Origin of the sequence: Paenibacillus shunpengii (assembly GCF_042684905.1) — a bacterium.
GTDB classification, from domain to species: domain Bacteria; phylum Bacillota; class Bacilli; order Paenibacillales; family Paenibacillaceae; genus Paenibacillus; species Paenibacillus shunpengii.
In genome coordinates this window covers 283,904-309,122 of sequence record NZ_JBHUMJ010000011.1, presented here as the reverse complement: position 1 = coordinate 309,122, position 25,219 = coordinate 283,904, and the positions used below count along the sequence as shown (strand labels likewise).

Annotated in this window: 22 protein-coding genes; 13 read left to right on the top strand and 9 right to left on the bottom strand. The window is 48.6% G+C overall.

Going from position 1 to position 25,219, the window contains the following annotated elements; all coding sequences use genetic code 11:
- Positions 1 to 125: 125 nt before the first annotated feature.
- From ACFSVM_RS23375 to ACFSVM_RS23365, 3 genes are all read right to left on the bottom strand, one after another.
- Entirely contained in the window at positions 126 to 662 is a 537-nt protein-coding gene (locus tag ACFSVM_RS23375) for an AbrB/MazE/SpoVT family DNA-binding domain-containing protein (RefSeq protein WP_076314370.1), read from the bottom strand.
- A 111-nt stretch (positions 663 to 773) separates the two neighbouring features.
- The gene (locus tag ACFSVM_RS23370) at positions 774 to 1,448 is read right to left on the bottom strand and encodes a CidB/LrgB family autolysis modulator (RefSeq protein ID WP_090724813.1); all 675 of its coding nucleotides are present in this window, start codon (positions 1,446 to 1,448) and stop codon (positions 774 to 776) included.
- Positions 1,384 to 1,815: a CidA/LrgA family protein gene (locus tag ACFSVM_RS23365; RefSeq protein ID WP_076314372.1), complete on the bottom strand. Its 432-nt coding sequence runs from the start codon at positions 1,813 to 1,815 to the stop codon at positions 1,384 to 1,386. Before ACFSVM_RS23365 ends, ACFSVM_RS23370 begins: the two co-directional genes overlap by 65 nt.
- Positions 1,816 to 1,979: 164 nt before the next feature.
- Between ACFSVM_RS23365 and cidR the strand changes: the two genes are divergently transcribed.
- The 4 genes from cidR (at position 1,980) to ACFSVM_RS23345 (ending at position 5,251) form a co-directional block, all read left to right on the top strand.
- On the top strand, positions 1,980 to 2,867 hold the full coding sequence (cidR, locus tag ACFSVM_RS23360) for a cidABC operon transcriptional activator CidR (RefSeq protein ID WP_090724811.1): 888 nt from the start codon (positions 1,980 to 1,982) through the stop codon (positions 2,865 to 2,867).
- 100 nt (positions 2,868 to 2,967) lie between these two features.
- Positions 2,968 to 3,822, top strand: coding sequence for a carbon-nitrogen hydrolase family protein (locus tag ACFSVM_RS23355; protein ID WP_076314374.1), 855 nt, complete (start codon positions 2,968 to 2,970; stop codon positions 3,820 to 3,822).
- 21 nt (positions 3,823 to 3,843) lie between these two features.
- On the top strand, positions 3,844 to 4,506 hold the full coding sequence (locus ACFSVM_RS23350; protein WP_256209728.1) for a GNAT family N-acetyltransferase: 663 nt from the start codon (positions 3,844 to 3,846) through the stop codon (positions 4,504 to 4,506).
- Positions 4,507 to 4,579: 73 nt separating this feature from the next.
- The gene (locus tag ACFSVM_RS23345; RefSeq protein ID WP_090724809.1) at positions 4,580 to 5,251 is read left to right on the top strand and encodes a GNAT family acetyltransferase; all 672 of its coding nucleotides are present in this window, start codon (positions 4,580 to 4,582) and stop codon (positions 5,249 to 5,251) included.
- A gap of 154 nt (positions 5,252 to 5,405) precedes the next feature.
- Here the strand turns inward: ACFSVM_RS23345 and ACFSVM_RS23340 are convergent, their stop codons facing one another.
- Together ACFSVM_RS23340 and ACFSVM_RS23335 are read right to left on the bottom strand one after the other, a co-directional pair.
- Complete coding sequence (locus tag ACFSVM_RS23340) at positions 5,406 to 7,304, bottom strand: LTA synthase family protein (RefSeq protein ID WP_090725083.1); 1,899 nt, start codon at positions 7,302 to 7,304, stop codon at positions 5,406 to 5,408.
- Between the two features lie 297 nt (positions 7,305 to 7,601).
- Positions 7,602 to 8,090, bottom strand: coding sequence for an antibiotic biosynthesis monooxygenase family protein (locus ACFSVM_RS23335; protein WP_090724807.1), 489 nt, complete (start codon positions 8,088 to 8,090; stop codon positions 7,602 to 7,604).
- 232 nt (positions 8,091 to 8,322) lie between these two features.
- Here ACFSVM_RS23335 and ACFSVM_RS23330 point away from each other — a divergent pair, with 232 nt between their 5' ends.
- Both ACFSVM_RS23330 and ACFSVM_RS23325 read left to right on the top strand, forming a co-directional pair.
- The gene (locus tag ACFSVM_RS23330) at positions 8,323 to 9,150 is read left to right on the top strand and encodes a glycerophosphodiester phosphodiesterase (RefSeq protein WP_076314378.1); all 828 of its coding nucleotides are present in this window, start codon (positions 8,323 to 8,325) and stop codon (positions 9,148 to 9,150) included.
- A gap of 187 nt (positions 9,151 to 9,337) precedes the next feature.
- Positions 9,338 to 11,659 (top strand): ATP-dependent DNA helicase, encoded by a 2,322-nt coding sequence (locus tag ACFSVM_RS23325; protein ID WP_076314379.1) that lies wholly within the window; start codon positions 9,338 to 9,340, stop codon positions 11,657 to 11,659.
- On the opposite strand, the gene ACFSVM_RS23320 is transcribed toward ACFSVM_RS23325, so the two are convergent.
- Both ACFSVM_RS23320 and ACFSVM_RS23315 read right to left on the bottom strand, forming a co-directional pair.
- Positions 11,640 to 11,909, bottom strand: a complete 270-nt coding sequence (locus tag ACFSVM_RS23320; RefSeq protein ID WP_090724803.1) for a hypothetical protein — start codon at positions 11,907 to 11,909, stop codon at positions 11,640 to 11,642. The genes ACFSVM_RS23325 and ACFSVM_RS23320 overlap by 20 nt on opposite strands.
- On the bottom strand, positions 11,899 to 12,648 hold the full coding sequence (locus ACFSVM_RS23315; protein WP_379264871.1) for an MBL fold metallo-hydrolase: 750 nt from the start codon (positions 12,646 to 12,648) through the stop codon (positions 11,899 to 11,901). The genes ACFSVM_RS23320 and ACFSVM_RS23315 overlap by 11 nt, the downstream gene beginning before the upstream one ends.
- Before the next feature lie 400 nt (positions 12,649 to 13,048).
- Between ACFSVM_RS23315 and uxaC the strand changes: the two genes are divergently transcribed.
- From uxaC to ACFSVM_RS23295, 4 genes are all read left to right on the top strand, one after another.
- Positions 13,049 to 14,476: a glucuronate isomerase gene (gene uxaC, locus ACFSVM_RS23310; protein ID WP_379264869.1), complete on the top strand. Its 1,428-nt coding sequence runs from the start codon at positions 13,049 to 13,051 to the stop codon at positions 14,474 to 14,476.
- A gap of 316 nt (positions 14,477 to 14,792) precedes the next feature.
- Positions 14,793 to 15,368, top strand: a complete 576-nt coding sequence (locus ACFSVM_RS23305) for a MarR family winged helix-turn-helix transcriptional regulator (RefSeq protein ID WP_090724799.1) — start codon at positions 14,793 to 14,795, stop codon at positions 15,366 to 15,368.
- Complete coding sequence (locus ACFSVM_RS23300) at positions 15,365 to 17,092, top strand: ABC transporter ATP-binding protein (protein WP_090724797.1); 1,728 nt, start codon at positions 15,365 to 15,367, stop codon at positions 17,090 to 17,092. Before ACFSVM_RS23305 ends, ACFSVM_RS23300 begins: the two co-directional genes overlap by 4 nt.
- Positions 17,089 to 18,942 carry an ABC transporter ATP-binding protein gene (locus ACFSVM_RS23295; protein ID WP_090724796.1) on the top strand — a complete coding sequence of 618 codons (1,854 nt, stop codon included), beginning with the start codon at positions 17,089 to 17,091 and terminating at the stop codon, positions 18,940 to 18,942. The genes ACFSVM_RS23300 and ACFSVM_RS23295 overlap by 4 nt, the downstream gene beginning before the upstream one ends.
- A 165-nt stretch (positions 18,943 to 19,107) precedes the next feature.
- Here ACFSVM_RS23295 and ACFSVM_RS23290 read toward each other — a convergent pair whose 3' ends face one another.
- Complete coding sequence (locus ACFSVM_RS23290) at positions 19,108 to 19,632, bottom strand: hypothetical protein (protein WP_047911309.1); 525 nt, start codon at positions 19,630 to 19,632, stop codon at positions 19,108 to 19,110.
- Between the two features lie 153 nt (positions 19,633 to 19,785).
- On the opposite strand from ACFSVM_RS23290, the gene ACFSVM_RS23285 reads away from it, so the two are divergent.
- Together ACFSVM_RS23285 and ACFSVM_RS23280 are read left to right on the top strand one after the other, a co-directional pair.
- On the top strand, positions 19,786 to 21,093 hold the full coding sequence (locus ACFSVM_RS23285; RefSeq protein ID WP_177178721.1) for a serpin family protein: 1,308 nt from the start codon (positions 19,786 to 19,788) through the stop codon (positions 21,091 to 21,093).
- Positions 21,094 to 21,194: 101 nt separating this feature from the next.
- Positions 21,195 to 22,091 (top strand): diacylglycerol/lipid kinase family protein, encoded by an 897-nt coding sequence (locus ACFSVM_RS23280; protein WP_090724793.1) that lies wholly within the window; start codon positions 21,195 to 21,197, stop codon positions 22,089 to 22,091.
- Positions 22,092 to 22,104: 13 nt separating this feature from the next.
- On the opposite strand, the gene ACFSVM_RS23275 is transcribed toward ACFSVM_RS23280, so the two are convergent.
- The gene (locus ACFSVM_RS23275; protein WP_379264865.1) at positions 22,105 to 22,722 is read right to left on the bottom strand and encodes a TetR/AcrR family transcriptional regulator; all 618 of its coding nucleotides are present in this window, start codon (positions 22,720 to 22,722) and stop codon (positions 22,105 to 22,107) included.
- 185 nt (positions 22,723 to 22,907) lie between these two features.
- On the opposite strand from ACFSVM_RS23275, the gene ACFSVM_RS23270 reads away from it, so the two are divergent.
- Positions 22,908 to 25,139 (top strand): MMPL family transporter, encoded by a 2,232-nt coding sequence (locus ACFSVM_RS23270; RefSeq protein ID WP_379264863.1) that lies wholly within the window; start codon positions 22,908 to 22,910, stop codon positions 25,137 to 25,139.
- Positions 25,140 to 25,219 lie beyond the last annotated feature (80 nt).

Here is a 25,219-nt window from a genome sequence, read left to right as displayed (position 1 = left end):
AATCATACTAATGGATATAACTCTATTATACCTCTTAACTCAATAAATTCGAGTCAAGCTGTGAATAAAAAAAACGAAACCCTCTCGATCTACCGAGAGGGTTATAGTAATTCATATTAATATGACTAGAGGAGCTTCTTGAGCTGAGATACACGGCCTTGACTAATACCTAACTTCTCAGCGATTTGATTCTGCGAGATACCTGGATTGCCTTCTATAATTTCTTTCATCCTGCGAAGCATTTGGGCTGTCTTGGGACGTACGTCACGGGCAAATTCATCCGATCCCGTTGAATAAAGATGTTTATGTACAGTTGATGATCCTGCGAATTTCGAATCTGTAAATGGGGATAAGCGGTGTTCTTGGTTGGAATTAGTCGAACCTTGTCGATCAGACTCAGGCATGTCCACCGAATGATCCGTGAATTTCAGTTCCTGAGCGCAGCTCTTACAAATAAATTGTTCCTTGAAATACATCTCCGTGTCCACATTTCCACAAAAAATGCATAGAGTAGACTTGTATTTACGAAGAATTAATTCTTTACCTTCAATAAAAAACTCCAGCGGATCTCCGATATCGATCTCCATGGTGTCACGCATTTCCTTGGGAAGTACAATTCGGCCAAGACGGTCGAGCGCTCTTTTCATACCGGTTCTTTTCATGGGTAATCTCCCCCGCTAATCAGCAGATATTATCATTTCTTCATTTTAAGGGAAGAATGTACTGCAATACAATAGGTTTTTTCAAAAATTAGCCAATATAATAGACTAATATTATAGAAATACCGAAAATAGGGGGGAGACCATGAGGGTAATGAGAGCGGCGAGAACCATGGATATACTCGAAATGGTACCTGTCAGCGGGCTGTATTCGAATGCTTTGGAAGTCCCGGTACCGTGCGCACTTGTACCAAAAGCGATTCCCCTGGCAATCTCTCCATCGATTTTCAGCCATTTTACTACATTGGGTCCGATCAGCAGCCCAGTGAGACCTGTAATGACAACGAAAACGGCGGTTATTTGCGGAATTCCGTCGATCATTGTCGAAATATCCATGGCTATCGGTGTTGTGATGGAGTGAGGGACGAGACTGGTTTCCAGCGCTGTGTCCAGATTAAACCATCTTGCGGTAACCATAGTGGAGATGATGGCGGTGAGCGAGCCGCTTGTAACTCCAATGGCGATCTCTCGCCAATTCTTCTTTAAAGCATCGAAATGCTTGTAGAGCGGTATTGCAAAAGCGATTGTAGCAGGCTGAAGCAGCAGTGTAATCAAACTGCCGCCCTCGTTATATGACTCATAAGACGTACCGGTTAGAAGCAGAACGACGACAATTACCGCAGGTACGATAAGCAGCGGGGAAAGGTAGACCTTAGGAAATTGTTTATACATTTTTTTGGCCAGCAGATAGATGGCTATGGTGAACAGGAGACACAGCAGGGCTGTCATAGGGTTTATTCTCCTTTCTCTTGGTGATTGCCTGAGCCGCAAGCCCGGATAGTGCCATGACGATAAATGTGCTGATAAGAATCACGAGCAGAATGCTGAGACCGCTCTGTTTCATGAGATCTAGATGGTTCATGATGCCGACAGCGGAAGGAATGAAGAATAGCAGCATTTCAGCCAGCAGCCAGCTGGCACCGGCCTCGATCCAGCGCAGCTTAACGATACCGGTCTTCAACAATATGAATAGCAATAGCATGCCAATGATGGAGCCGGGGATCGGCAGCTGTAAGAGCTGTACCAACCCATTCATCACAAATGAGATGACGAGCAGAATCACGACTTGAAATAGGATCTTTCCCGTTTGCTTCATAAGATGAGTCCGCCTCCTTTATATTAAAGTGATAATAATGTCTTCCATTCTCCTAGAATGTATACTAGTTGTTACTGAAATTTTACATGATTCATTTTCATGAGTAAAATGCATATTAAGCATGCCTGTCATTCCATTTTTCTATAGAAGGTGATTATTAATCCATGGATATTCGGCATTTGCAGTATTTTCTAGAGGTGGCGAGGCAGCACAGCTTCACGAAGGCAGCGCAGGTGCTGTTCATCACGCAGCCAACGATCAGCAAAACGGTAAAAAGTCTGGAAGACGAGCTTGGTGTGACCCTGCTTGACCGTTATGGCAAGAATGTGAAGCTGACCGATGCAGGTGAAGTATTTGCCCGTCAGGCCCAGGAGATTGTGACTTCATTCCACAATTTATCCTCTGAGCTGGATGACCTGATGAATTTGAAGAAGGGGCATATCCGGATCGGACTCCCGCCTATGATCGGCGCTTCTTTTTTTCCTAAAGTAATTGGTGCATTTTATAAGCAGTATCCGAACATTACAATTGAGCTGTTTGAGGATGGCGGGAAGAAGGTCGAGAATGACATTCTGTCGGGTGCGCTGGACGTGGGGGTGACGGTACTGCCTGCAGATGAGGATTTATTCGACAGCTATATCTTCGTTGATGAATCCCTGAAGGTCGTCCTTCACCCAACACATCCACTTGCAGAACAGGATGAGATTCAGCTCGCCGAGCTTAGCGAGGATGGATTTATTTTGTTCCGCGAGGATTTCTCACTGCATGACCGGATTATTGGAGCCTGTCAGAAGGCAGGATATCAGCCGCGAATTATATATGAGAGCGCACAGTGGGATCTGATCAGCAACATGGTTGCCGCCGGACTCGGGGTTGCTCTGCTGCCGGAGACGATCTGCAGAGAGCTTCGCCAAGAGGAGGTAAGGATCCTTAAGCTGAAGGAGCGGATTCCGTGGGATCTCGGCATGGTGTGGCGGAAGGACCGCTACCAGTCATTTGCGGTACGAGAGTGGATTGCTTTCTCAGAGAAAATGCTTAAGCCTAAGCACTAAACAGAAGGGATATTCCCTGATACAATGGCTTTGAAGTGACGATTCAATACTTAGACCATGACCCACATCGAACTTTAGATAAGTGAAGGAGGAAGCCCGAATGAAACTGCGTGTATCTGCCGTACAATACAAGCTTCAGACTATTACCAGCTTTGAGCAGTTTGCAGCCCAAGTGGAGCATTATATAAAGACAGCCGAGGAATTTGACGCCGAGTTTATCCTGTTTCCAGAGTTTATGACAACACAGCTGATGTCGATCGGCGATGAGAATAGGAATGCACTTGGGATCGAGGATTTGCCGAATTTTACGGAGGCTTACGAGGCTTTGTTTACACAGCTCGCCAAGCAGTACAATGTCCATATTATTGCAGGCACTCATGTGATCAAGAAGGATGACAAGCTGCTGAATACCGCACATCTATTTTATCCGAATGGCCTGATCGGCCGGCAGCCGAAGCTGCATATTACGCCTACGGAAGTGAAGGAATGGAATATGGGGGCAGGCGAGGGATTAACGGTATTTGAGACGGATAAAGGAACGATTGCCGTGCTGACCTGCTACGATATTGAGTTTCCTGAAATTGTTCGTATGGCCAAAGCCAAGGGAGCGGATGTGATCTTCTGCCCTTCTTGTACGGATGACCGTCACGGATTCTATCGTGTTCGATACACAAGCCATGCGAGAGCTGTAGAGAATCAAGTATATGTGGTTCTGACCGGAACGGTCGGAAGCCTGCCGACCGTTGACTTCATGCGGGCCAATTATGGTCAGGCTGCGATTATTACGCCGAATGATATTCCGTTTCCGCCGCGCGGAATTATGGCCGAAGGGGAAATCAATGACGATATGATCGTAACCGCGGATCTGGATCTTGACCTGCTGTATGAAGTGCGTGAGCGCGGAGCGGTAACAACCTGGCGTGACCGCCGGGTGGATCTGTACCCAGACTGGTAGAAAAGGCAGGTGAGCTTGGCGGTGTATCGTAAAGAAATGTATATCCTAAGTGAGGGTAAGCCGGTTCCTGCCGTCGTTCGGAATTATACCGAGACCGACTTTGATGAGCTGATTGCGATTCAGGCAGAATGCTTTCCGCCTCCATTCCCACCGGAGCTGTGGTGGAGCAGAGAACAGCTGAGCAGTCATATTACCCTGTTTCCACAAGGGGCACTTACGGTTGAGGTAGACGGCATACTAGCCGGTTCAATGACGGGGCTTCGAACGATGTTTGACCCGGCACATCCCGAACATACCTGGGCAGAAGCAACTGACGAAGGTTATATTCGAAATCACCAGCCGGATGGTGATACACTATATGTCGTGGATATCAGCGTCCGTCCTGCTTATCGCAAACTCGGCATTGGACAGCTGCTCATGCAATCCATGTACCATGTCGTTATACAGGAAGGTGCTCAGCGGCTTCTGGGAGGCGGCCGAATGCCCGGGTACCATAAAGTGGCGGACAGGATGAGTGCTGCGGATTACCTGTCTGCGGTCGCCTGCGGTGAGCTTCGTGATCCCGTCATTTCCTTTTTGCTGCGCTGTGGACGAACACCTGTGGCCGTCGCTGAGAATTACCTGGATGACGAGGAATCCTGTCACTATGGAGCACTGATGGAATGGCGCAATCCGTTTAAATAAAACTGAATTATGCGCAGAATCGTAAAATGAGAATGCGGGCTAGTTAATTAAGGTGAACGAGGAGGTAGTCATAATGGAATATATTCGTATTGTCTCGATCAAGGATCCGCTCTTTGCACAAATGCATAAGCTGATGCAAGAGGTGTTTCCCCCGGAGGAAGTGCTTGAATTCTCACTGTGGGAGGAACCATTAAAGGACCCGGGGATCCGGGTATTTGTGGCGGTGCTGGACGATCAGGTGGTTGGAGCTACGGAGTATCGCTATTATTCGGATTGGAATGTAGCGATGACCGATTTCACGATTATCGGGCATGATGGACTTGGGATTGGACCGTTTCTGGCCAATGCACGCCGGCGCGATCTGAGAAGCTTGGCGCAGGCGGAAGGCAAGGAGCTCTTCGGCATGTTTGCCGAGATTTATAATCCCTACATATCGGATGAGCATGAATTTGGCGGCATCAAGTCGATGAATCCTTATGTACGTAGAGAAGTGCTGTCTCATCTAGGTTATAAAAAGATTGATTTCCCTTATGTTCATCCTTCATGGCAAGGTGATGGACAGGCGGTCGGCGGCCTTGATCTGTGCTTCATGCCGACAGATGAATCACAGAAGGGGATCTCCAGCAAGCTGGTGGCGAACTTCCTGAAGCGCTATTATGCAGTGCTGCCTGTCAAGCCGGCAGAGTGGACTTCCATGGTGGATAAGCTGGAGGAGCAGGAGGAGCAGGCGCTGCTTCCGCTCTAATTGGGCTGACAATAGCGAAGCTGAATGATCTGCGGACAGTTATGACGCCTAGCTCGGAGCGGATGTCTGATCCGGTCCGCATATAGAATAAATATAAGCCTTCTGCCAGCGGCAGAAGGCTTATTTCTTATCATTATATATCTACTTAATTAAATTATTCCTCTATGTCAGAGCGCTCAGGCAGCTGTGACACATAGCTGTATGAATAATGCATTAGGGCAAGCGCTCGTTCGTACTGATCTTGGCTTACGTCAGGAGCTTCCGTTCCTGATGCTTCCTTCGCGAGCAGAGGGTCTTCAGGCGGCACAAGAGAATCTATAAATTCCTTTGATGCTGTTTCTTCAATCTCGGGCAGTTTATACTGCTTGCCATCCTCAAAGCCACTGCCGGGAATGAACATTCCCTCCTGACTGATGAATGATCCGGTTGGCAGATAATAGCGCTCAGGAAGCAGATTCGGCTGTCCGCTCAGCAGATCCTGTCCGAAATGAATATAATCGTCCATTGAGATGCCCAGCAGGCTTGCAACCGTCGGTACAATATCGACCTGCCCGCCAAGCTGATCTACTCTTGCACCTTCTACGGCACCTGGGGCGGAAATAACGAGCGGAATATTGATCATGTCTGCCGTGGAATATTCACGTCCGAATATTTCCTTCATCAGTGCTTTATCATCGGATTCAAGGGAATAGATGGGCAGACCCAGGTGATCGCCATACACAACGATGAGACTGTTATCCCAGACGCCGTTCTTTTTGAGCTGGTCTATAAATAGGCCGAACTCGTAATCGGCGTAATTCTGTGCTCGAATATAATTGCCGACCAGCGTACCCTCGAAACGTTCCGGCAGGTCCATCTTGTATCTGTCCTCAGGCAAATGGTAAGGATGATGGGCAGACATCGAAATCACCTGTGAATAGAAAGGCCGCCCTTCCTCTTGCAGAGCTGCCAGCTCCTCTGCTGTCTTACGGTACAGCACGGCATCTGATGCCGCGAATGCAATCATATCTTCTTCCCCGAAAAAGTCATATTCATAGTAATCTCCAAAACCGAGAGCCGAGTACATCTCCAGCCGGTTCCAGAATTCTACATGGTTTGTATGGAAAGTGGTTGTATTATAACCGTTCTCCGTAAGCAGTCTCGGCAGACTCGGCACCTCATAATCCGCATACTCCTGTGAGGCGGCTCCCCGCGGAGGGATGTAATAGGAAGAATTGACGACAAACTCGGCGTCGGATGTATTCCCTTGACCGACCTGCTGATAAAAATGCGGGAAATACAAGCTTTCCTGCGCCAGTTTATTCAGATTAGGCGTAACTTCTTGGCCATCCACATTCAGCCCGACCAGGAAATTCTGGAAAGACTCGAGCTGTATGATAATCACATTGCGGCCCTTGGCTGCATCCCAGTAGCTGGAAATGATGGACTCTGGTGCATCGATGCCTTTGAGCTCATTAATGCTCTCCTGGGTAATCTCCTTCTGAGGCACGGGGTCCTCAGGCCGGTCTGAGGCAATCAAGAAGGCCTCGTAATTGAGTATACCCATGGATTCCGCTTGATTCAGCTCATTCATACTTGCCCGGTTCGGCCAGATGTTAAATACGGTAATGATGGCCGAGATGACGAATATGCTGACAGCGGTTCTCTTTCCAAGCCGTGGCAGCTTCTTCGGGGTATAGAATACCTGCTTATTCTGACGAATGCGGCGCTGAATGAAATATACGAGCAGCACAATGATATCTACAAAAATAAGCAGATAATAAGGAGCGAGCAGTGAGAAGATACTGCTGTTGACCGAAGTTACCTGATTAACCTGGGCAAGAGCATGGTAGGTAACGATAACTCCGTAATATTTGTAGTACATAATAGCAGCAAAAAAGATGACCGTTATGATGAGATTCGTCATCATGTAATACCCGATCTTTCGCTTGTCAGCGAAGCGTTCAATGATGGCAAAGATCAGCCATACAAAAGGAATCTCAGTCAAGAGAGGTTGCCAGAATGGGATATCATCAAATATGGCGTACCAGGTAAGGTAGCTCTTGATCAGCATGATTAAGGTAAAGAAAACAAACGGCTTGGTTAAGAATGTCTTCCAAGCGAAGCGTTCCAAATGTACCGCCTTCCTTCCACTTGCAAGCAGTCTGCAATGTAAAATAATGGTATTAGTATACAATAAGATCGGGTGCTTGTTACAGCACTGCAATAAAATATTATCCTATGGATTTAAAAAGTTGTCAAAAGCCGCCAAGTGGGAAATGAATGTAAAATAGCCCGCATTCACCAGCCCTAAAGGATCAGGATCAGGTAATACGGGCTTACATGAGGATCGTGTTAGTCTTTCATCAGATTATTCCACCGTGTACGTCGTAATAAACGAAGGACGGGCAAAGATTGAAGGAGCTTGAGCCTTCAGACCTTCTTGAGAATCACGCTTCTGATGAGCATGGGCAAAGGCCTGGGATTGCTGCCAAGCCTCAAAGCTTGCTTTGGAATCCCATGCGGTAAGGATGACATACGTATCGCTGTTCAGCGGACGAAGCACGCGGATACCTGCAAAGCCTGGCTCATCTTCTACTTTTCGAGCACGGTTCATAAATCTCGCTTCAAATGCTTCTCTTCCATCGTCTGTGACCGGAATATTGTTCATGACAATAAACTTGCTTCCGCTAAGGCTTCCGCTTGCATCAATCGCTTCATAGGCAGGAATGGCCGGGTCGTTGTCGACCATAGCATCGAGTTCGATCACATAACGTGTGTCTTCATCATTCTGAAGCGTGAAATAAGGGTGCTCCTTAAGTGCATCCGATATTGGTGATGACAAAAAATATAGATACATCGCTTTAGACCTCCTGTTATTTAAAATGTTCAATATCCAATATAGCATAGCTTATTCTCTTCTCTATTTACTAAACAGATCAATGGAAACAATAACGATACAGGTATTATGAAATGGATTCCGGGTATATAACAGTAAACTCAAAATCTTTACATTCATATACAGCAGATGATGATAGGTCTTTACATTCTCCTGTTATGTTGAGGTAAAAAAAAGGAGAGGTGAGTCGGGCGTGGTCAAAACCTTGAGAACTTTGCTTATCGCTTCCATCATCGGAATTGGTGGAGATACAGATCATATTGCCGCTGCCAACTCGGCTGATCCGGTAGTTGTTGCCCATCGGGGAGCAGCGGGGTACGCGCCGGAGAATACGATGGCTGCTTTTGAATTAGCATACCGAATGCAGTCAAGTATGATCGAGCTGGATGTACAGCGGAGCCTGGATGGAGAGCTCGTCGTCATTCATGATCTCACATTGGATCGGACGACAAGTGGGACGGGAGAAGTCAGAATGCATACGCTGGAGGAGCTGAGAAGCCTGGATGCAGGAAGCTGGTTCGGAGGAGAGTATAGCAGCCAGCAGATTCCTACGTTCGAAGAGGTTCTGGCGCATTACAGAGGTAAGAATATCGGGTTTCTCATAGAATTGAAGGCACCTGAGCTGTATCCCGGCATCGAGAGACAAGTGGCGGACTCCTTGATCAAGTACGGATATGACAAAATGGGGCCCGGGCAGGTGATCGTTCAGTCCTTTAACCATGAATCCATGGCGACATTCCATGATATGCTGCCTACCGTACCGACGGGTGTGCTGATCGAGGATCCTGCAGATTTGGATAACGACAAGCTGGATGAATACCGAGCCTATGCTTCGTATGTAAATCCACATATCTATGCAGTAGAGCATTCACTTGTTCGTCAAATCCATGCTAGAGGAATGAAGATTTATGCTTGGACACTGCGCAGCCGAGAGGAAGCGGACTACCTGCTTGATCTAAGGGTAGACGGAATTATTACCGACTATCCCGATTACGTGCCTTATAAGGAAACGAAGAAGTAAAGTGAATTTAAGTGAATTCATGCGAATTGTTCATAGAACCCCTCTCTGGCTGCTATCGTTCAAGTGGTCGTAAGAGGGGTTTTTGTCGATCTTTTACGAATACGGATAAGCTGCTTAGAGAACTGGTATCTTCACCTTCATTTTGATACAGTGAGAAGACGAAAATGAACAGGAACGGGTGAAACGCATGCCATATGAAATTTCTATATCTGTCAGACCTCTGGTGGAGTATGTATATCGAAGCGGCAGCATTACGGGCGGATTCCGGACGAATGCGACGATGCACGAAGGGACCCGGATTCATCAGAGCATTCAGAAGACCTATGCAGATACGGATCAAAAGGAAGTATTTCTCAAGGGCCAGATCCCCTGCGGAGATCTTCTATTCAAGGTGGAAGGGAGATGCGATGGACTTATTCAGCTGGACGGGGCATGGACGATTGATGAGATCAAGTCGACAGCAGCTCCGCTTGAGGACTTGGGTGGCGGGCTTCCGGTTCACTGGGCACAGGGTAAAATGTATGCTTATATGTATGCCAAGGCAGAGGGACTCTCAAGCATGCAGATTCAGCTGACCTATGTACGGACAGGCAGCGGTGAGCAGAAGAGAATGCTGGTTACCCACTCTATAGAAGAGCTTGAGATCTTTGCACGAGAAGTTGTTGAAGCTTATGCGCCTTATGCGGAGATGCTGAGGGAGCATGAAGAGAAGCGCCAGCCGTCCATTGAAGCGCTTGGCTTTCCTTTTCCTTCCTACCGTGCGGGACAGCGCAAGCTGGCAGGTGCTGTATTCAAAACGATCTCCGAAGGTGCCGGGCTGATGGCGAAGGCGCCGACAGGAATTGGCAAGACGATGTCGACTTTATTCCCGGCTGTCAAGGCAGTCGGAGCAGGACATATCAGCAAAATCTTCTATTTGACGGCACGGACAACGACCCGGGCAACGGCGGAGGAAGCCTTTGCGCGAATGCAGGCACAAGGGCTGTATATGAACTCGGTGACGATCACCGCCAAGGACAAAATCTGCTTCAAGGAAGAGGAAGCATGTGATGCCGGGCAGTGCAGGATGTGCGAAGGATATTACGACCGGATCAACGGGGCGGTTCTGGATATTATGAAGCACGAGACGATCATGACTAGGCCGGTTATTGAAGCATATGCCCGCAAGCACCAGGTGTGCCCGTTTGAATATTCGCTCGACATTGCTTACGCGGCGGATGCGGTCGTATGCGACTATAATTATATTTTTGATCCCCGAGTGTCCTTGAAGCGCTTATTTGAGGACCAGAAGAAGCAGACGGCCGTACTGGTCGATGAGGCTCACAATCTGGTCGATCGAGGCCGGAATATGTTCTCGGCGGAGCTCGTCAAATCCGTCTTTCTCGGGATCAAGGATGAGTACAAGACGGCTAATGAAGGGGTATCCCGAACGGCCGGAGAGGTTAACTCGTTCCTGTACGCAGTCAAGAACAACTGTAACAGCGAGGGGCGGATCATTCAGTCTGAGCTGCCGGAAGAACTGATCAAGCGGCTGGAAAAGTTCGTAGAGACAGCAGAAATTGAGCTGGTCTCCGGCTCTTCTGCAGATCGAGTCAGTCTCGAAGCGCAGGAAGAGCTGCTTAGCACGTATTTCGCGGCCCAGAACTTTATTCGAATGGCTAAGCTCTATGATGATCACTACCTGACATATGCGGAGATCATCCGCAGTGACTTCCGAATCAAGCTGTATTGTCTCGATCCTTCGGAGCTGCTTCGGCAGGCAGGCAAAGGCTACCGGTCTATCATTCATTTCTCTGCCACGCTGTCACCGATGAATTATTACCGGGATATGCTGGGTGCTGGCGAAGAGGATTATACGCTCAGCATTCCTTCGCCGTTCAGCAAGGATCAGCTCGATGTACGGCTGGTACCGCTGTCGGTCAGATACAATGACCGGGAGAGGTCGAAGGGAGCCATCGCCAGACTTCTGCAGCGGATCGCGGAGGAGCGGCCGGGGACAAATCTGCTCGTCTTTTTCCCGTCCTATTCCTATATGCAGGAAGTGTATGAAACCTATACTCAGGATGAAGGCAAGGGTGTAGATGCCATCATACAGCAGTCTTCCATGAGCGAGGAGGAGAGAGATGCCTTCCTGTCCGGCTTCCAGCCGAATCCTGAGCGCACGCGGCTGGGGTTTGCAGTGCTCGGGGGCGTATTCTCCGAAGGGGTTGATCTTCCCGGCGACAGGCTGAACGGTGTAATCGTCGTAGGTACGGGTCTGCCTCAGATTGGACTGGAGAACAATATGCTGCGGGATTACTTCAACCAGACCGGGAGAAACGGGTTTAATTACGCTTATGTTTTCCCGGGAATGAACAAAGTGCTTCAGGCAGGCGGGAGACTCATCCGTACGGAGGAGGACGAGGGTGTGCTCGTGCTGGTCGATGACCGCTTCGCACAGGAGCCTTACCGTTCCTTGCTGCCTGAAGAGTGGAGGGAGTACAAGCAGATTAACCCTGCTTCGATCTAGTGTAGCTGTGGACGAGCTTGATGAAGTAGAAAAGGAAGATCCAGGGCAGGATGAATTTCGTCATCCACTCAACACAGCTCATTAAGATCGAGAGAGTTACTGCAATGTTAATCCCCAGAGAGCTCATGATAATACTTATGGTGAGAATGACCAAAAGAATAACGATCATGACCATGTAGAAAGAGTTTTTAGATAGCAGGCCTGTTGAAGTATGCTTCTCATCGGGGGAGTTCTGTGGATTATTGTTCATGCAGCCGAATCACCTCCAGCGGTTCTACGAGCTTGGACACAGCACCCTTGTTAAATTGTTTGCGGGCATCAGGTGACGCATAGCCGTCGTGGTAATGCATGAGCAGCGTTTTGGCCTGGATCGGCAGCGGTAGAGACTTGATGTCGTCCAAATGGGTATGCGATGAGATGGTCACGTCCTGCAGATGGCACTCATAGAAAATAATCTGCACATCATCAGCAATGCGCTCAAGCAGCTCGGAATCCATCGTCGCATCACCGCTGTAATAGAATAGCCCGGGAGCATACAATCCACAGCTCAGCATGCCGGGTACATGCTTCGTGAGCGTAAGCTCATATGTAACGCCTCCAATGCTGAAGGGCTTCTGTTCCCGCAGCGGAACCAGCTCGAAATAGTCTTCCAGGGTGCGCTCACCCTGTACGGTATAACGCATGCCAGGCTCTAGCGAGCGCCAGAGCTGCTCCATTAAATCTTCGTGGATGTAGAGCCTAGGCTTCTGCTCACCAAATACTTGCGCGTAATAACCGAGCTGCTGCAGGCCATTGATGTGATCATCGTGCAGATGGGTAATAAACACGTCCTTGATCTCATCCAGCTTGATTCCCATCTTATACAGCACCTTCGCGTTCGACTCAGGAAAGTCAATAATGAGCCGAGTGTCATTATACAGGATCATCGCGCTGTTGTGGTCTTGTTCGAAGCTGAACATATCTCCCGTCCCCAGAAATGTAATTTGCATTTGTCCGATACACCTCATTTTCTTTTTTCTTCAATTATACTGTTCCCAATATAGAAGAACGTTAAAATTCAGAAAAAGTTATTCACCTGAATCCATTTCATAATACCTTTAGCTGCTTCAATCAAGGGTATATAGATCATCAGAATCCCTCCCTGAAACAAAATTTTCTATATAAGTCCTTCGGTTTATATCATGCCGACATGTCAGCCAACAGTCATTTACATTGCATGAATTCACGAAAAATGTCAGTGAGCGTACGCACATGTCCATTCAGTATACATTTTTGTTAGCGTTCTCATTTTATTGTTGAACTTTCTTGGGAAAGGGTGTAGGTTAGAGTTTGAGAGCAGAAATAAACCTGAACGAACCAAAATCAACCTTAAGGGAGTGGGCAAGGAAGATGAAGTCTTTTTTGGATGAGCAATTTCTACTTACGAATGATACAGCGATTGAGCTGTACGAAAAGTATGCAAAGGATATGCCGATTATTGATTATCACTGCCACCTGAGTCCCAAGGAGATTTATGAGAATAAAACGTTTCGCAATGTAACCGAAGCCTGGCTGTACGGCGATCATTACAAATGGCGGCTGATGCGGGCAAACGGCGTTGAAGAGAAGTATGTAACAGGAGGCGAGGGAGTCAGCGATTACGATCGGTTCCTCGCTTGGGCAAGAACGGTGCCGATGACGATCGGCAATCCGGTATATGCGTGGTCACACCTGGAGCTGCAGCGTTTCTTCGGCGTCTATGAGCTGATTAACGAGAAGAATGCACCGGTCATCTGGGAGAAAGTAAATGCCAAACTGAACGGTGAAGGCTTTGGTGCTCGTGACCTGATTACCAAATCCAAAGTAACGGTAGTCTGCACGACAGATGATCCTGCGGATATGCTGGAATATCATACAGCGATTCGGGGCTTGAATGGTTTTGATACCGCGGTGCTGCCTTCATTCCGTCCTGATAAGGGGCTTGAGATTAACCGCGAAGGGTTCGGGGAGTGGCTCTCCCGCTTGGAGCAGACTGCTGGACGTTCAATTACGAACTACGATACGTTTCTTGAGGTGCTGGAGGCAAGAGTAGATTATTTCCATTCTGTTGGAGGACGTGTATCCGACCATGCGCTCGACTATGTACCGTATGCGGAAGCAACCCGCGAGGAAGCAGCTGGCATCTTCGCCAAGGTGTTAAATGGCGAGAAGGCTAGTCTGCTGGAGGAGCAGAAGTATAAGACTTACACACTGATCTTCCTCGGCAAGCTGTATGCGGCACGCGGCTGGGCAATGCAATACCATATCAATGCAGCAAGAAACAACAACTCACGTATGCTCGGACTGCTTGGCCCGGATACTGGTTATGACTCCGTCAATGACAGCCCGCTTGCCGGTCCACTGGTGAAGCTGCTGGATGGACTGGCTAGTGAGGATGCGCTGCCAAGAACGATTCTGTACTCTCTCAATCCTCGTGATAATGAAGTGCTGGCTGCGATCGCTGGCAGCTTCCAGGGTGACGGTATTCCTGGCAAAATCCAGCTCGGTGCGGCATGGTGGTTCAACGATACGAAGGATGGCATGCTCGCCCAGATGAAGGCATTGTCTAACGTCGGTCTGCTCAGTCGATTTGTCGGCATGCTGACCGATTCAAGAAGCTTCTTGTCCTATACACGGCATGAGTACTTCCGGCGCTTGCTGTGCAATCTGCTTGGAGAATGGGTAGAGGACGGAGAGGCGCCGCATGACCTTGAGCTGCTCGGCAGTATTGTACAGGGCATATCCTACGAGAATGCACGGACTTATTTTAACTTTGAGAGTGCATACAGCAAGGTATAGTAGAGTAAATGCTGGTGCTGAAATGAATGCGGTGAGCAGTGAGAAAAAGTTATGGATGACAGATCCGCGGAGGGACGGCTGTGGCTATAGAGCCACAGTCGTCTTTTTTTATATGGAATGAAGAGAATGTGACGGTCCAAGAACAGCCAATATATAACTTAAGGATCAGCAAAATCCTGCAAGGTTCCGGTTTGACACTTAGGCGTGCAAAAGCATATAATCTGCATGGATTTATAATTAATTAGGAGACCTAATTAATTCGATCTATCGCAATATCGCAATGATTTTTGTTCAAATAAAAAAAGTGGGTGAGGCATTGAAAGAGAAGGATATACTTGCACAAAATCTACTCTTTGCATTTATGAGATTTAACCGCAGCAATTGGAAGCAGCCTAAGACGGAAGGCCGCAATCCGAGCGAAATTGTGCTCCTGGTTACTTTAATCCGGGGGAAGGAAACGCCTGAGAAGCACGATCCTGCTGTGGTCGGGCGGATGATTACGGATTTTCAAGAGAATGGACCAACGACCAAGGATCAGCTTGAAGGGCTTAAGATATCCGAGATCAGTGAAATTATGCGGGTCAAGGCGCCGACCATTACTCCTGTCATTCAGGGACTGGAGGAGCAGGGCTTAGTCGAGAGAAGAATGGATGAAGCCGATCGCAGAGTGATGCGGATTACCATCACTGAAGCCGGGCGGGAGGCTGTCCGGGGTGTTCACCGCGAGCTCATTAGCAATATGAAGGAAATGATTGAATATCTAGGTGAAGAGGATAGTGCTCAATTAGCGAAATTACTGACTCGGGTGTACGAGTATAAGGAACAGAAGCGGACAAGCACTGACCCGCACTGCAAAGATAGATTTTCAACAAAAGGAAGTGATCACACATGATGAAACTGCTGCGGATGCTGAATCCGTATAAGGCGGGTGTATCGATCGTCGTTTTTTTGCTTCTGCTGCAATCGTTATCTGATTTATTCTTGCCTACACTAATGTCTGATATCGTCAATTTTGGAATACCAGATGGGGACGTTTCTTACATATGGAGTATTGGCGGTGTAATGCTCATTGTTGCACTGCTGGGTACTGTATGCTCTATTCTTGTAAGCTTCCTGTCCTCCCAGGTTACAGGCAAATTTGCACGTGATCTTCGCAGCCGTTTGTTTAGACATGTTGAGAATTTCTCTCTTCATGAGTTTGACCAGGTGGGAACAGCTTCGCTCATCACCAGAACAACAAATGATATTACTCAGGTTCAGAACGTGCTGCTGATGATGCTGCGGATGATGATTAGTGCACCGCTGATGTTTATAGGTGGTCTTGTAATGGCCATATCCCAAGATGCGAAGCTGTCTCTTGTTCTTGTTGTATCGCTTCCAATCCTTGCAGGAGCCATTGCCCTGATTGCCTTCAAGGGGCTGCCGCTCTTTAAGGCCATTCAGAAGAAGCTGGATCGTCTGAATCTCGTTCTGCGCGAGCAGCTGACAGGCATTCGGGTCATCCGTTCATTCAATCGTACCGGGTACGAGAAGGAGCGCTTCACCGAGGCCAATGGTGACCTCACAGATACCGCGATCAAGGTGAACAAGATTATGGCCTTTATGATGCCGGTTATGATGCTGGTGATGAACTTCTCTGTCATCGCTATTATTTGGTTCGGCGGTCTTCGGATCAACACGGGAGAGATCCAGGTAGGGAATATGATGGCGTTTATTCAATATGCCATGCAGATCATGTTCTCTCTGTTGATGGTGTCGATCATCTTCGTCATGCTGCCCCGGGCAGCAGCTTCTGCGGCACGGATCAATGAAGTACTGACAATGAAGCCGGAGCTTGCAGATCCTGAAGTGTCCAAGCCGGCAGGTCAGCTGCATGGAACTCTTGAATTCGATAACGTGTCGTTTAAATATCCAGGCGCTGAGGAATATGCACTTAAGGATATCAGCTTCACGGCACAGCCAGGAGAGATTACTGCCATTATTGGCGGCACAGGGTCAGGCAAATCCACGCTGCTTGCGATGATCCCGCGCTTCTATGATGTCACCGAAGGCAGTGTTCGCGTCAATGGCATCGATGTAAAAGATATTTCTCAGCAAGAGCTGCGCTCGAAGATCGGATATGTCCCGCAGAAAGCCGTACTATTCACAGGTACCATTGCAGACAACATCCGTTACGGCAAGGAGGATGCAACCGAGGAAGAGATTCGGCATGCTGCAGAGGTCGCTCAGGCCGCAGAATTTATCGGCGGGATGGAGGAAGGATATGAGAGTATCATCTCGCAAGGAGGCAGCAATGTATCTGGGGGACAGAAGCAGCGTCTGTCTATTGCGAGAGCCTTGGTGCGCAGACCCGAGATCTATGTATTCGATGACAGCTTCTCCGCTCTAGATTATAAGACGGATGCCAAGCTTAGAGCTGCTCTTGTTGACGAAACCGTCAACTCAACAGTCATTATCGTTGCCCAGCGGGTAAGCACGGTAAGAGATGCAGATCGGATTCTAGTTATGGATGAAGGCGTAGTCGTAGGCAGTGGAACTCACGACGAGCTGCTCCGAAATAGTGAGGTATACCGAGAAATTGTGTCCTCACAGCTGTCAGAGGAGGAGATTGCATGAGTCGTAAAAGTAAAGCTTCGCAAAACACGTCCAGCATGGCAGGGCCGAAGCATCCAGGGGGCCATCCCGGTCGTGGACCAGTTGAGAAGGCCAAGGATTTCAAAGGCACAATGAAGAGGCTGGTTCGTTATCTGAAGCCGCAAAACACTATATTAATCGTTGTGTTTATTATGGCTATTCTAAGCACGGTGTTTACCATTGTTTCACCTAAACTAATGGCGGTGGCGACAAATATTTTATCCGAGCCGCTGTTTGATCCGAATGCGGCTATTGATTTCGTAGAGATTGCCAGAATTCTGATGTGGCTTGGTGCCTTGTATCTATTGAGTTCGCTGTTTGCCTATATACAGCAGTATCTCATGGCCGGCGTCTCGCAGCGTGTTGTATTTGAGATGCGGGAGCAGATTAACGACAAGCTGTCACGGCTTCCGCTCAAATATTTTGATGGAAGAACACACGGGGAAATCCTCAGCCGGGCTACAAATGATGTCGATAATATCAGCAATACGCTGCAGCAGAGTCTCGCGCAGTTCATTACCTCGTTTGTAACATTGGTCGGTGTCATCGTCATGATGCTGACGATCAGTCCATTGTTGACACTGATTACAGTGCTTACACTGCCGCTCAGCTTAATCGTGGTTGCCGTAGTCGCTTCCCGGTCACAGGGATATTTTGTAGGACAGCAGAAGAGGCTCGGGGAGCTGAATGGTCATGTCGAAGAGATGTACACCGGGCATAATGTCATTAAAGCCTTTGGACGGGAAGAGCAGTCGATCCGCGATTTTGACAAGATCAATGAGGAGCTCTATGAGACTGGCTGGAAGGCCCAGTTTATTTCTGGTCTGATCATGCCGCTCATGATGTTCATCGGAAACATTGGCTATGTGCTGATCTGTGTGGTTGGGGGAATTCTCGTATCGACACGGTCACTGGATGTCGGAAGTATCCTGGCGTTTATTCAATATTCACGTCAGTTCTCTCAGCCGATCAATCAGCTGGCTAACATTGCGAATGTCATCCAATCCACGGTGGCTTCGGCCGAGCGCGTGTTCGAGCTGCTGGATGAAACAGAAGAAGTGCCTGAACAGGATACAGCCCGTATTTCAAGCAAGGTGCAGGGTGCAGTAACCTTCGAGCATGTAAAATTTGGCTACAGCGAGGACAAGCCGCTCATCACTGATATGAATGTCGATGTGAAGCCGGGACAGACGGTGGCCATCGTAGGACCGACAGGGGCAGGCAAGACAACACTTATTAACCTGCTCATGCGCTTCTATGAAGTACAAGGTGGCACCATTAGAATCGATGGTGTGGATATTACGGATATGCCGCGGAGCAGACTGCGGAGCATGTTCGGCATGGTGCTGCAGGATACATGGCTCTTCAACGGCACAATCTATGACAACATTGCATACGGCCGTGAGGGAGCTTCGGAGACAGAGGTGCGGCAAGCAGCTGTTGCAGCTAGAGCCGATCATTTTATCCGCACACTGCCAGATGGGTATCAAACGGTTCTCAATGAAGAAGCATCTAATATCTCACAAGGCCAGAAGCAGCTGTTGACGATTGCCCGTGCCATTCTTGCGAATCCTTCCATCCTTATTCTCGATGAAGCGACAAGCTCGGTCGACACCCGGACAGAGACCTTGATTCAGCAGGCGATGAATGAGTTGATGAAGGATCGCACCAGCTTTGTGATTGCCCACAGACTGTCAACGATTCGGGATGCTGACGTTATTCTCGTCATGAACCATGGGGATGTAATTGAGAAAGGGACCCATCAGGAGCTGCTTGTGGCAAATGGATTCTATGCAGAGCTATATAACAGCCAGTTTACAGAGGTAGGCTGATTAACGTAAATTTTGGCAAGCTTAGGCTGTTATGAGATGGATTCATCTCAATAGATAAAACACACTGTACTCTCTTGAATGAGCAAGAGCGCTCCTCCCAAGAGGTACAGTGTGTTTTTTTTGTTCTCGCAAGCAGCATGATTATGACGGACAGCTTGGATCAGGTCATACTTTAACCGTGTCTACAATAACAGCGTCTGCCGGTATTTCCAGCTCTTTCGCTCTTCTCTGCTCGATCAGCTGTCTGGCGACATTATAGCAATCCTCTACATGCTTATTGCCAACATACCGCATGGCAGAGAAGCTCAGCGCTGCAGATAAAGCGTGACCGGCGATCGGGATAATGCGTGCCGCTTGTTTGGCCGCCATCCGTACGCCAACCTTCTGGAGCAGCTTGATGACGAGCTCCCGGGTGATGAGCTTACCGATTACCGCGCTCCCCATGGACATAACAAGTCCATACACTGCAGCCTTGGATTCTGCATCCATACCGCTGAGCTGCTTCTCGGACAAGCCAAATTTATCATTAATGGCAGGCAGGAGCTGCATCAGCATGCCTACATCCGCGACAACATCTGTTCCGGGAATCGGTACAAGCGCAGTGCCGCCGGATGCGAAGGCTCTTGTATTTACCATGGAACGGCATTCTTTGCGAATGGCTTCAAGTTCTTCAAGCGTTGCTGGAATCATAGAAACACTCCTCCTCGTCGATGGACATCATTTTACAGCTTCATTACCCTATTGAGCGCTCTAAGACACGCTAGAAACAAAGAAAAAATCCCATTATATATTGGAACTATTCTGCTGCCGTGAGAGTCTACCTAAAAAAGGGGGATGATTAGGATGCTAATGACGAAGAGAGAGAAGGCAGTGAATCGATCGTTTCTGGCCATTATGCTTGTGCTCGGTTTAAGTGCTTGTGCACCTCAGGCAGACATGGGGGAAGAAATCCCGCAAAGCCTGTCCACGTTACCTGCTAAGGTCGATCAGATGAGTACAGAGGAGCGTGATCGGCTGGCTGCAGCACTAGATCCGGTACTGATTAAATCGCAGAATACACTGGGTATCCAGCTGATGGAGGAGCTTCGAGATCAGGAAGCTGCACCTAAGAATGTATTGATCTCACCCTACAGTATTGCCTCTGCCTTAACGCTTGCTTATACCGGCTCCAATGGTGTAACGGAGCAGGAAATGGCAGAAGTACTTGGGCTTACCGGCTTAAGTATGGAAGAGGTGAATGAGGCCAGCCGGATATATATGCAGCTTCTGAACAGCCCTGGTCAAGGGGTGGAGCTGATGACAGCAAACTCGGTCTGGGTAGATGCGGGCTATACCTTAAAACCGGCGTTTCTTGAAACGGCAGGAACCAGCTATGGAGCTGAGATCTTGGAAGCAGAGTTGTCTTCCGAGGAAGCCATGAATTCCATCAATACCTGGGTCAGTGAGAGAACAGAAGGTCTGATAGACAAGATGCTGAGCGAGCCTCTGGACAGCGCGGTGCGGGCTTATTTGCTGAATGCCCTGTATTTCAAAGGAACCTGGCTGTACACCTTCGATGAGAATCTAACCAAGGAGGGAGCTTTTACAACCGGGGATGGTACGGAGCTGAACATACCGATGATGCACGATACCAATCCGTATGGGTATAAGGAGTCAGAGGACTGGCAGGCCGTTCGTCTGCCTTATCGTGATTCAAGCATGAACATGCTGGTGATTCTGCCGGCTGAGGGCAAGAGCTTGGATGACACCATGAAGCAGCTGATACAGCAGCCTGAAGTATTTGCCGCTCCATTCGATGAACATCGGATTCAGCTCTCCATGCCGAAATACAAGGTCGAATATGAAGCAGGGCTTGTGGACCCATTCATGAATATGGGGATGAAGTCGGCTTTTGAAGATGCTGACTTCTCTCGGATGTCAGAGGGCGATTTATTCATCAGCGATATACAGCATAAAGCCGTGCTTGAAGTGAATGAAAAGGGCTCCGAGGCAGCGGCAGCGACTTCCGTGGCTATGGAAGAATCAGGGGCAATGGTCGCAGATACCAAAGTGATGAATATCAATCGGCCCTTCTTTACAGTTATTGAGGATGAGGATACGGGAGCCTGGTTGTTTGTGGGGTCCATAAATAATCCAAGGGGTGCACAATAAAGCGATCCGTTCATCGTCTGCAGCGCTGAGCTTGTTTTATTTCTTCCTCATTTAGGGTAGATATAAAAGTAAGATGTGATTTTGGTGGGGAGGAGATAAGCATGGATATTCAAAAAGCTCTCCTCATCCATAACGAAGCGGCGGGTTCGGCAATGAGTATGGTCGGCGGAGCGGTGTCTGCGCTGGCCCCTGTTATTCCAGAGCTTGTTGTCATGAAGACACAGGCAGCGGGCGATGGGGAGAAGATATGCCGGCAGCGGGGCGAAGATGTGGATGCGGTCTTTATTCTGGGCGGTGACGGTACAGTTCATGAATGCATTAACGGGCTGGCACAGCTTCATCGGCCACCTGTAGCGGGCATATTGCCGGGCGGGACATGTAACGATCTTGCACGTACGCTCGGTATTCCGATCCATGTGCCGGAGGCAGCGGAGGCTTTGATTCACGGAGATGCGGTAAGCCTGGATCTTGGAATGGCTAACAATCGGGTATTCACCAATTTTTTCGGTGTTGGAATCATAACAGAGACCTCTGCGAATATTGATCCCCTACTCAAAGGATCACTCGGCAAGCTCAGTTATTTCATCAGCACACTGCAGACGATTCGGGCTGCCGAACCTTTTCGTTATCAGCTGAAGACGGAGAGCACACAGATCGAAGATGAGGCTGTGATGATCTATGTATCGAACGGCAGATCTCTAGGCACCAGCACACTGCCATTTGCCAAGGATTCGCTTACGGATGGACAGTTTGATGTGCTCATCATACGCGAGGCGGGTATCCCTCTTCTACGGGAACTGCTGGCAAGAAAGCCCGAAGGCAGGTGGGAGCCGCATAATGACAGCCTGAAATATTTCAAGGCGAGTCATATTCATTTGGAGACAGAAGTAGAGATGCCGGCAGATACGGATGGAGAAGTCTATCTCTCTGCACCGGCTGAAATAAAAGTGCTTGAGCAGAGACTAAAATTTCTAATGCCAAGGAACGGAGACTCGTGATGAGCTCCGTTCTTTATTGCTGCGCAGCACCTTGCAGGAACAATTGAACCAGCGCTTGTGCAAGATCAAGCGGGGCTGGGTACTGGATTCTTGTGTCCTCCCGGTTGCCAAGCATCAGCATTGCAGTGAAAGCCTGGGCGAGAAGCATGGCATTGCCCTTCTTAAGCACACCTTGTTCCATAGCCTTCTCAAAATGAACAGACATCACTTCATAGATGCGGTGTTCTGCATCTCGAATTTCCTTGATCTGCTCTGGGCTCAAGAATGCCTCAGCTTCACGCATAATTGTTTCCATTTCGGCGTGTGGCCTAGCGATCTTGGCCTCGGCAACGCGAAGCAGCCCTTGTTCAAATGTATCGGCTTCTTCAAGGAACCTAGCTGTATGCTTGTACCCATTCGTCAGCATGGTCGTCACAGAGATCTTGAAGAGCTCAGGCTTGCTAGTGAAATGATAGTAAATGGATGCCTTGGTCACATTACATATTTTGGCGATTTGAGCAAGCGATACCGGCTCATAACCGTTCTCCATGAAGAGTATAGAGGCCGTCCTGAGTATCGTCTCCTGAATCGGAACTTGGTCATTGGTTTGCTTGGGTCTGCCCGGCGTACGCGGGGTTTGTGTATTTTTCATATGAAACCTCCTGTGAACAGTTTATGACAAGATGCGGATTTTATCAAAATTAAACTTGATAATTAACCTTCCGGTATATATAATTGCTTTGATCATATTCTTAATTGCTTCCTTATTCAAGTTAAATGAGTCGGTGTTATGAATTGAATTCAAAAAAAAGCAATATACAAAAAGGAGAGACTATAATGCATGAATCCGGCCCGAATTATGGTAAATGGGTTGCAGGAAATCGAAGCAAGTGGATTACGCTCCTCGTATGGATCGTCCTCGCTCTCGTTCTTAACCTGACGCTGCCTGCCGTAGGAGAGCGTGAGAATAACAATGCGGAGAACCTTGCCGATGACAAGGCATCCGTACAGGCTGAGCGCCTTGCTGCTCAGGAATTCCCGAATAATACAGGTGTTCCGGCACTAATCGTGTGGCACCGGGAGGGTGGGCTGCAGGATGAGGATTTAACCAACCTTCAGCAGCTTACCGAAGAACTGACAAGCGAGCCTGTGGCTAATCAGAGCCAGGTTGTTCCGCTGCATGAGCTGCCGCCACCGGCACTGGATGCCCAGCTGTCTGAAGACCGCAGCACGATTATACTTCCTGTGTTCTTTGATGAAGCTGCGGATGCGGCTGCTCTGGAGGAAGGAATCAAACAGCTGGAGGTCAAGGCTGAGGAGTTATATGGCGCGAGTCCTTTTGAAGCCGATATCAATGGTGACGAGCTGAGTGCACGTGTAACCGGACCCGTCGGCATCTCTATTGATGCTACCGGGTTGTTCGAGGATGCGGATGTATCCTTGCTCATCGCAACTGTTCTCATCGTACTGATTCTTCTGTTACTGATCTACCGATCTCCAATCTTGGCGATCATTCCGCTGATCGGTGTTGGATTTGCCTATTTGGTGATAAGTCCTTTGTTAGGTATACTGGCTGACCAGGGCATTATAACTGTGGATTCTCAATCCGTTTCCATTATGTTGGTGCTCCTGTTTGGTGCAGGTACGGACTACTGCCTGTTTATCATCTCAAGATTTCGTCAGCTGTTATGGCATGAATCCGATAAGAAGAAGGCTTTGTTCCGAGCGATTATGAATTCCTCGGGCGCGATCGCCATGAGCGGGCTGACCGTTGTTATTTCTCTGTTCTCGCTGCTTATCGCGGAGTATGGGGCCTATCAGCGTTTCGCGGTTCCGTTCAGTCTATCTATTCTGATCATGCTCATCGCCAGCCTGACGCTGATTCCAGCACTGCTTGCTATTTTTGGCCGGGTGTCTTTCTATCCATTCGTGCCAAGAACGCCTGAACTTGCTGCTGCTCATGCGAAGAAGAAGGGTAAGCCGGCTCCCGCTCCACGTAAGCAGAAAGAGAGCAAAATCGGTAATATTGTCACAACACGTCCTTGGACAGTTATCATATCGGCAGTAGTGCTGCTAAGTGTGTTCGCTGCCTTCGCACCGCAGGTGAAATATACTTACGATCTGTTGTCATCCTTCCCGGAGGATGTACCTTCCCGCGAAGGCTTTAAGATCATTGGAGAGCAATTCTCTGAGGGAGAGCTTGCTCCGGTCAAGATTATGGTGGATACCAAGGGAGAGGATGTAGACCTTCCTGATCGTCTGGCCGAGCTTGACTATGTGAACGTTGTTTCTGAGCCGCAGCAAGGGGCAGAGAACAGCCAAATTGCAGGGTATGATGTAGAATTGACGATCAACCCGTATTCCATGGAAGCCATGCAGCACATTCCGGATCTCAGAGCAGAGGCCGAAGCGTCACTTGCGGCAGCTGGCATATCTAACCCGGAGAACAACGTCTGGATCAGTGGACAGACCGCGATGCAGTATGATTCTGAGGTGACTAGTAATCGTGACTCCGACGTCATCATACCGGTTGTTATCGGATTGATCAGCTTGCTCTTGCTGTTCTACCTGCGTTCTATCGTTGCGACCATCTACTTGATGGCGACAGTTATTCTGTCGTACTTCTCGGCACTCGGCCTTGGCTGGATTATTATTCATTACGGTCTTGGTGCAGATGCGATTCAAGGAGCGATTCCGCTGTATGCCTTCGTCTTCCTTATCGCGCTTGGACAGGACTACAACATCTTTATGGTCTCAAGCATCTGGCAGAAGCGTAAGCAAATGCCGCTCAAACAGGCCATCAAGGAAGGGGTCGGAGAGACCAGCTCAGTGATTACTTCCGCTGGACTTATTCTGGCCGGGACCTTTGCTGTCTTGACAACATTGCCGATACAGGTGCTTGTGCAGTTCGGTATCATTACAGCAATTGGTGTGATGCTGGATACCTTCATCGTAAGGCCATTGATTGTACCGGCTATAACTACGGTGCTGGGGAAATGGGCCTTCTGGCCAGGCAAGCTGACTCGTGAGGAAGAGTCCCAGACGGCAGTTAAACAAAAACAAATGTAAAAAATTATATAATAAGGGGCATGTTAGCAGAAGTGTGAAGCTGACGTGCCCTTTTGCATAGGGTCAGGTAGGAATATCTG